This is a genomic window from Cyanobium sp. BA20m-p-22 (assembly GCF_024346275.1).
Taxonomy (GTDB): domain Bacteria; phylum Cyanobacteriota; class Cyanobacteriia; order PCC-6307; family Cyanobiaceae; genus Cyanobium_A.
Map to the genome: position 1 here is coordinate 1 of NZ_JAGQCQ010000279.1, position 5,133 is coordinate 5,133.

A 5,133-nucleotide genomic window follows, 5' to 3' on the forward strand; every position below is an offset into this window, starting at 1 on the left:
ATCTCTGATTACAGTTGCTTTTTTTACGAGACACGATGATTGAGCTTTTGGTTCTGTTGACACCACTGGCCGTTTTGGCGGCATCCCTGTGCGTGATCTACATCATCCGCTTTCTAGATGTGGTAGAGCGAGAGCCAAAGCGCATGATTGGCCTGGCTCTTTTGGCGGGTGCAGTCGCAACCATCCCGGCCATTTTTATTCAGAACAGCCTAAGCACCAGCCTTCAGGCTGGGGGAATGGCTGTTGAGTTATCTGAAGCCTGGAATCTGATTCTGATAGCGCCAATTTCTGAAGAACTTGTCAAGGGATTCGGTCTATTAATTCTTGTTTTTGTGTTTCGTTCAAAATTTGATTCGCTCACCGATTTCTTAGTTTATGCCTGTGCAGTTGGCATTGGGTTTGAGTTCGTTGAAAATATCCTTTACCAATGGTCTGCGCTCTCGGCGGAACAGGACAAGTTGGCTTCATGGATTGATGAATTCAACAACCGCACCCTCGCCAGCGCCGGTGGTCATGCCTTTTTCTCGATCTGGCTTGGCTTTGCTTGCTGGATCCCATTCAAATCAAAAGACAAAAAACTGGCAGCTCTGATCATGCCTGCAATCCTGATATCAATTGGCCTTCATCTTATAAATAATCTATCGGCTTTTCTTGCTTCTCTTGGGCCGCCTGATCAAACATTGCCAATCAATCGCATCGGCGTAACGCTTGGGGTTGTCAGTAACCATGTAAATCTGGCTTTGTTCATAGCAGTCATCGGCTTTGCCGTTCTTCGTGATCTCCGCTTTCTCAGCGACTATGGCATCTGGGTTCAAGCAAAGCTGATGAGAGAGGCAACACTCAAAACCTCCGCACTCCAGCGTCTGCAGAGCCTGCTAAATCCGCTGAACCATCTCCTTGCCGGCTCCTCCTGGAGCTGGCATTTCTGTAGAGATGCATCAGAGGGTTCTTCAAGTCGTTCTGACTATCGAGCTTTTGCATCGTTGGCCCTGGCGGCTGCGAGACGTTCCCCATCTGATACCTCTGAAAACCTTGCTCGCTCTGAGCTCGTTGCCAGGGGCTGCGCCTTGGTATCCACTTCAAGCTCCTGAAGGCCATGGGCAGTTGCTGCATGCATTGCTACGACAGCTCCATCGGCTTGCCGCTACGAACGGACCTGTTTGTTCACCCATGTTGACTGCTGGATCATTGTTGATCTTGCTTGGTTTTTTTGGAATTCAACAACTTCTATCTTGCTGGCTCTATCTCTAGCTGTATATTCCTTGGCAGAAGCCATCACCTATTTCACCAGTAGCACCATGGATTTTGAACCCATCAACCTGGTCGGCAAGCGCCCGTGGCTCTAGGGCCTGATTTGTCAGTATTGGCTATCTCTGATCATCGAAACTGAGTTAGCGCTAGGGTGGGACAAATCGTCCCCGACCGTATGGGATCGCGGCGCAATCTCTGCTCTCTGGGCCTGGCTCTTGCGGTGGTGTCACCACTGCTGGCCTGCCAGCCTGAGATCGGCCAGACACCACGAATTCCAGTGGCGGAAGCCCCAGCGTGCACTAACCAGAATTTCAGCCCAGAGGCCCTATTCAGCCAGGCTAAACCTTCCACCGTGGTGATCAGCTCCAGTGATGGACAGGGCAGCGGATTCATCGTGCAACATCAGGACGGCAACACCCTGCTGGTGTCCAATGCCCATGTGGTGGAAGGTGCGGATAGCGTGACTGTGCGGTGGGCCGATGGAGCGCAAGAGGAAGCGGCGGTGATGCGCACGGCGGGTGGCTCGACACCCCAGACCGATCTGGCGCTGCTGCAGGTGCGGGGCATTCGCGGCAAGCCGCTCAACCTCAAGAAAAGCCAACCGAATGTCGGTGCTGATGTGGTGGCGATCGGCGCCCCGAAAGGTCTGGAGTTCAGCCTGACCCGTGGCGTGGTGAGCAGTCTGCGGGAGGGAGGCGACATCTTGCAGATCGATGCGCCGATCAATCCGGGCAATTCCGGCGGGCCGGTTCTCGATCGCACCGGATGTGTGGTGGGCATCGTGACGTTCCAGCTCACCGACAGTGAAGGCCTTAACTTCGCCGTGGCTGCTTCGGTGATTCGCGAATTTCTGCTCCAAGCCAAGGCAGATCGCGGCTCTCCTGAGTCCGGGCCAGCCAAACGAACAGAGATCAACCCCAGCAATCCTGGTAGCGCCACCAGTGCCTCCGCCACCTGCTGGTTTCAGATGCAGAGCGATGCCGAGCGGCTGGACGGATTCCGCTGCAAGGTCAGCTCGCGGGTGAACGCCAATGGCCACAAGGTGTTTGATGTGGTGGAGCCGAACGGGCTGGAGCGCACCGTCGTTCTCTGGGAAGACAAGACTGCGGAGGTGCTGATCAACGGTCAGCGTTACGAAGGGGAGTGGCTGAAAGACGATGAGGGAGATATCCGTGTCAACGTCAATGGCGGAGTCTTCGCATTCCGCTATCGCGAGTGAGGCCTGGGTCGCTCAGCAACGCCGACTACCACTCCTCCCCCTTGCCTATGCCTCCCAGTGCCTTTCTCAGCTTTTCGAGCCAGGATCGCGAGCTCGCGCAGGAGATCTATCAGGGCCTCCTGGGTCGCGGCATTGAGGTCTGGAAGGCACCAGAGAACATTCCCCCCGGGATGGACTGGGCGGCGGCGATTCATGCCGCCATCGCTCAAAAGCAGGTGTTCCTGTTGTTGTGGTCGGACGCGGCGATGGCTTCCGCCGAGGTGAGCAAGGAAATCCGCCTGGCCGCCAGCCAGGCGCGCAGCCTGTTGCTGCCCGTGCGGCTCACCGCGGCCATGCCCCATGGCACCCAGGACTATCACCTGGGGGGGATTCAATGGCTGGAGGGGCAAGGCCTGCCACTACCCGGCCTGCTGGATCGGATCGAAGCCCGCATCCGGGATCTGGTGGAAAGCGGCCAGCACAGCGCCGCTCCCGCCGCGAAGACGGCGCGAGCCAGGGGAAGTGCCTGGCGTCAGCGGGTCCTGCAAGGCCTGGTGGGGGTGGCGGCGCTAGCGGCAGTGGCCTTCGACCTGAATCCATGGTTGCCGCCTAACCAGTGGTTGCTGGATCAGCGTCTGTTCTGGCAGGCGCGCTGGCGCCAGCTCACCGATCAGCTCGGCCCCACCCCTGAGCCCCTTGGTTTGGTTTTACTCAGTTCTCCGCTGTATGGGCAGCTTGGGGTGGAGCCCACCGACGGCAGTGTGAATCAGGCGGTGCTGGCGAAGGTGTTGCAAGCCCTGCCAAACAACTCCGCCCAGCTGGTGGGGCTCGACTTCATCCTCGATGGCCCCGGTGCCAATCCGGCTGGCCATCGTTCCTTGGCCGCCGTGATCAAGCAGCAGCCAGCAAGCCGACAGATTGTCGCCGGACTCTGTCCACCCAATGCGGTGGCTGTGCCCAATTGCCTCAAGGCCCTCGATCAGCGGCTGGCGGGTTCCCTTGCCACTGCAGGAGCAAGACCGGTATCTATAACCCTGGGCATGCGTACTGAAGACCTGCCCCCGCTGCAGCTGATCGAGCCGATCCGCGAAGGCAGTTTTGCCTGGGCGATGGCTGCCGATGCTCCGCGCGGAGGGTTGCCCACTGAGGCAGTGATCGATTGGAGTGTGAACTGGTTGGCGTCTAAACGGCTGCAGCTGATCCAAGACCGTCAGGCCTTGCAGCAATTCAAGGGCGTCAGCCTGATCGTGGCCAGCGACGGATACGAGGGGCGCCAGCTGAACCAATCCGCCGATCAGCACTCGGCGCCGCGGGCGGTATGGGCCTACGGCGAACAGGGCACAGCCCAGTTCTCCACCCTGCAGAGCGGGGCGCTGCCGGGGGGTGCCGTGCAGGCCGTGCTGGCCCAATCGATCAGAAATGGCCACTGGCTGGAGCCGCTGCTTCCTTTCGGCCACAGCGTGAGTGCGGCGGTTCTGGGGCTGCTGGGCTGGTGGGCCGGGGGCTTGAGGTTGCGGCGCCGTTGGCTGGTGCTGGCGGCAGCAGCGGCTGCGGTTGTCTACAGCCTGCTGGCGCTGCAGCTGCTGGTGAGCCTGCAACGATTACTGCCGCTGGCGCTACCTCTGGCTGCGGGGGCGGGGATGATGGCCGTAAGAAAATTCAGCAGGCTGAGGCCATGAAACGCCCGGCAATCCAGGCCGCACTGATCATGGCCCTGCTGAGCTGCAGCCAGGCGATGGCGCCAGTGTGGGCTAACCCGAGTTCGGCGCCTCCAGCGGGACTCATGACCCGGATTCGCCAGTTTCTGGGTGTTCAACCCAGATCGGTCTCGGTGGGCGGCACCCGTTCCAACACTGCCCAAGCGGTTTGTCTGCTTTCGCCCGGGCCCATCGAGCCGGGCCGCGATGGGCCAACAGTGCGCGTGGTGGACCCGCAACCAGCGCTGGTGCTGGGCAGCCCGCTCAATGAGATCGAACTGCGCCGCGGTGAGGCGGTGTTGTGGTCAAAACTGGCCAGCTCAAAGAAGGCCATAAGCGGCCGGCTGGCCTGGCCGCTGGCGCCGTTGAAGCCGGGTGAGCGGCTGGAGCTGGCAATGCGCCCCAGGGGGGCTGCCGGGGGCGACTGGGCGGTGGTCAGCCTGCAGGCCGCTTCTGTAGGAGACCAGCAGCGCTACGCCGCCGCTCTACGGGTCAGCGTCGGCAATGGGGAACGGCAGCTGCAGGAGTTGGATCAGGCGGCAATGGTTGGCGATGGGCCGCTGGCCCAGGCCCTGCTCTGGGCACCGGTCACATCAAACAACAGCGACCTGGCGGCCTTGCAACGGGAGCAGCAGGCCAGCTGCGAAACGGCACGCCTAAACCGGTGAACAGAGTCGCAGGGCTGCTTCCTGCTGCAGTGGCAGCCTTGTTAATCGGGCTCGGGGGGCTGGTGGTGCCGGCCTGGGGTGCTGAAGGCCTGAGGGTCGCTCAGGCAACGACCCAGGAAGAAGCGGGGCTTGATGCCGAGAAAGTGAAGCAGCTCGATGCGGAAGTTGAACGGCTTTATGAAGCAGGTAACTACGCAGAGGCGACTGCCATTGCCGAGCGAAGCCTGGCGTGGAAGGAGGTAAAGCTGGGGCCAGAGCACCCCGATACCGCCGCCAGCCTCAACAACCTGGCGTTCCTCTACGACAGCCAGGGCCTCTA

Annotated in this window: 5 protein-coding genes; all 5 read left to right on the forward strand. The window is 60.3% G+C overall.

Features of this window, described 5'->3' with window-relative positions:
* Positions 1-35: 35 nt before the first annotated feature.
* A complete protein-coding gene (locus KBZ15_RS18105) occupies positions 36-1,091 on the forward strand; it encodes a PrsW family intramembrane metalloprotease (RefSeq protein ID WP_255016617.1) in 1,056 nt (351 codons plus the stop codon).
* Positions 1,092-1,426: 335 nt separating this feature from the next.
* A complete protein-coding gene (locus tag KBZ15_RS18110; protein WP_255016618.1) occupies positions 1,427-2,470 on the forward strand; it encodes a S1C family serine protease in 1,044 nt (347 codons plus the stop codon).
* On the forward strand, positions 2,467-4,128 hold the full coding sequence (locus KBZ15_RS18495) for a TIR domain-containing protein (RefSeq protein ID WP_315859929.1): 1,662 nt from the start codon (positions 2,467-2,469) through the stop codon (positions 4,126-4,128). The genes KBZ15_RS18110 and KBZ15_RS18495 overlap by 4 nt, the downstream gene beginning before the upstream one ends.
* Positions 4,125-4,814, forward strand: a complete 690-nt coding sequence (locus KBZ15_RS18120; RefSeq protein ID WP_255016620.1) for a hypothetical protein — start codon at positions 4,125-4,127, stop codon at positions 4,812-4,814. The genes KBZ15_RS18495 and KBZ15_RS18120 overlap by 4 nt, the downstream gene beginning before the upstream one ends.
* A 38-nt stretch (positions 4,815-4,852) precedes the next feature.
* Positions 4,853-5,133, forward strand: a 281-nt coding sequence (locus tag KBZ15_RS18125) for a tetratricopeptide repeat protein (protein ID WP_255016619.1), incomplete at its 3' end; no start/stop codon positions are given.